The 2,017-nt window shown below is 66.0% G+C and carries 1 protein-coding gene and 1 pseudogene; one reads left to right on the top strand and one right to left on the bottom strand.

Going from position 1 to position 2,017, the window contains the following annotated elements:
* Nucleotides 1–501 (top strand): annotated as a pseudogene (locus tag PGX04_RS05385) (hypothetical protein); the annotation flags it as partial.
* 65 nt (nucleotides 502–566) lie between these two features.
* On the opposite strand, the gene PGX04_RS05380 reads toward PGX04_RS05385, so the two are convergent.
* Nucleotides 567–1,979, bottom strand: coding sequence for an ATP synthase subunit B (locus PGX04_RS05380; protein WP_273737561.1), 1,413 nt, complete (start codon nucleotides 1,977–1,979; stop codon nucleotides 567–569).
* Nucleotides 1,980–2,017 lie beyond the last annotated feature (38 nt).

Below are 2,017 nucleotides of genomic sequence, written 5' to 3'. Positions count from 1 at the left end.
TCTGCGGCCGTCGTCACCACGATGGCGCGGACGCGGTACGTGGCGGCGATCACCCCCGACGACCCGGTCGCGACCTGGCGGTGGCGCTCGCCCAACCGGGCGCTGTGTCTGTACGCGATCGCCGTCGGCTACGTCGTGATCGGTTTCGCCACTCGGGAACGCGGGGTTCTCACCGCGCTGTGGTTCTTGTCCGGTCTGCTCTTTCTCGTTCAGGGACTCGAGGCGAGCGGACGGCTCGACCGGCTGGACGTAGAACTGGGCGGGGCGCGGACGAGCCGCGAACTCCGCATCCACGAGGCGGGCCTGGTCGCCGCGGGGCCGATCGGAACGCGGTTGGTTCCCTGGACCGACATCGGGAGCGTGGCGCTAACCGACGAGGAACTCGTCCTCGAGCGACCGTGGATCGACCTCCGGTGTGACCGCTCGGCGATCGACGACCCCGAGGGAGTACGCGCGGCGATCGAGCAGCGCCGGAACCGGGCACGCCTCGACTGCGCGTAAACGACGGACGGGTCTCGCAAGAGCGCGCGACCCACGGCGAAAAAAGCGGCGTAGTCTCGAAGACTTTAGTCGGCCGTCACTTCTGCAGCTTCGGACTCGTCTTCGCGGTAGTGCTCCGCGATGAGGTCCTCGTCGATCCGATTGAGCGCCTCTTTCGGCAGGGTCGACAGCAGATCCCAGCCGATCTCGAGCGTTTCGTCGATCGAGCGGTTGGTGTCGTACCCCTGCTGGACGAACTCCGTCTCGAAGCGGTCGGCGAAGTCGAGGAACTTGTTGTCCCGCTCGGAGAGCGCTTCGCGACCGACAATGTTCACGAGGTCGCGCAGGTCCTCACCCTCCGCGTAGGCGGCGTACATCTGGTCGGAGACGTCGCCGTGATCTTCGCGGGTCAGGCCCTCGCCGATCCCGTCGTCCATCAGCCGCGACAGGCTGGGCAGGACGTTGACCGGCGGTTCGATCCCCTGACTGTTGAGGTCCCGATCCATCATGATCTGGCCCTCGGTGATGTAGCCGGTCAGGTCCGGAATCGGGTGCGTGTCGTCGTCGCCGGGCATCGTCAGGATCGGAATCTGCGTGACCGATCCCTCCTTGCCCTCGATTCGACCCGCGCGCTCGTAGAGCTGCGCCAGGTCGGTGTACATGTATCCGGGGTAGCCACGCCGGCCCGGGACCTCCTCACGTGCGGCACCGATCTCTCGCAGCGCCTCACAGTAGTTGGTCATGTCCGTCAGGATGACGAGCACGTGGTAGTCCTTCTCGAAGGCCAGGTACTCGGCCGTGGTGAGCGCGAGTCGCGGCGTGACCTGCCGCTCGACTGCGGGGTCGTCCGCGAGGTTCATGAAGACGACCGAGCGCTCGAGCGCGCCGGTGCGTTCGAAGTCGTCCATGAACTCGTTGGCCTCTTCGGCGGTGATCCCCATCGCACCGAAGACGACGGCGAACTCGGAGCCCTCGCCCTCTTCGTCTTCCTCCGGCACCGTCGCCTGACGGGCGATCTGCAGCGCCAGTTCGTTGTGGGGCAGCCCCGAGGCCGAGAAGATCGGCAGCTTCTGGCCGCGGACCAGCGTGTTCATGCCGTCGATGGCGGAGACGCCGGTCTGGATGAACTCCTCGGGGTACTCCCGGGAGTAGGGGTTGATCGCTTCGCCGACGATGTCGTGTCGTTCCTCGGGGACGATCTCCGGGCCGCCGTCGATCGGGTTGCCGGAGCCGTCGAGCACCCGTCCGAGCAGATCCTCGGTGACGGGCATCTTCATCGTCTCGCCCAGGAAGCGAACGGAGGCGTTGCGGTCGATTCCGCCCGTGCCCTCGAACACCTGGATCGAGACGATCCCTTCGCTCGATTCCAGCACCTGGCCGCGCAGCGTCCGCCCGTCCTCGGTCTCGATTTCGACGATCTCGTCGTAGCCGACCGGTTCGTCGACCTCGGCGAACACCAGCGGACCGCTGATTTCCGTGATAGTCTGGTACTCTTTCATTGTTAGTACAGTGCGCGCAGTTGGTCTGCGAGGTCGCT

This window comes from Natrinema soli, from assembly GCF_028618695.1.
The sequence above is the reverse complement of the archived record's forward strand: the minus strand, read 5'-3'. Positions and strand labels throughout refer to the sequence as shown.

What these genes read in the sequence shown, in the direction of transcription:
- PGX04_RS05380 (WP_273737561.1), bottom strand. Translation starts at nt 1,979, where the DNA reads ATGAAAGAGTACCAGACTATCACGGAAATCAGCGGTCCGCTGGTGTTC.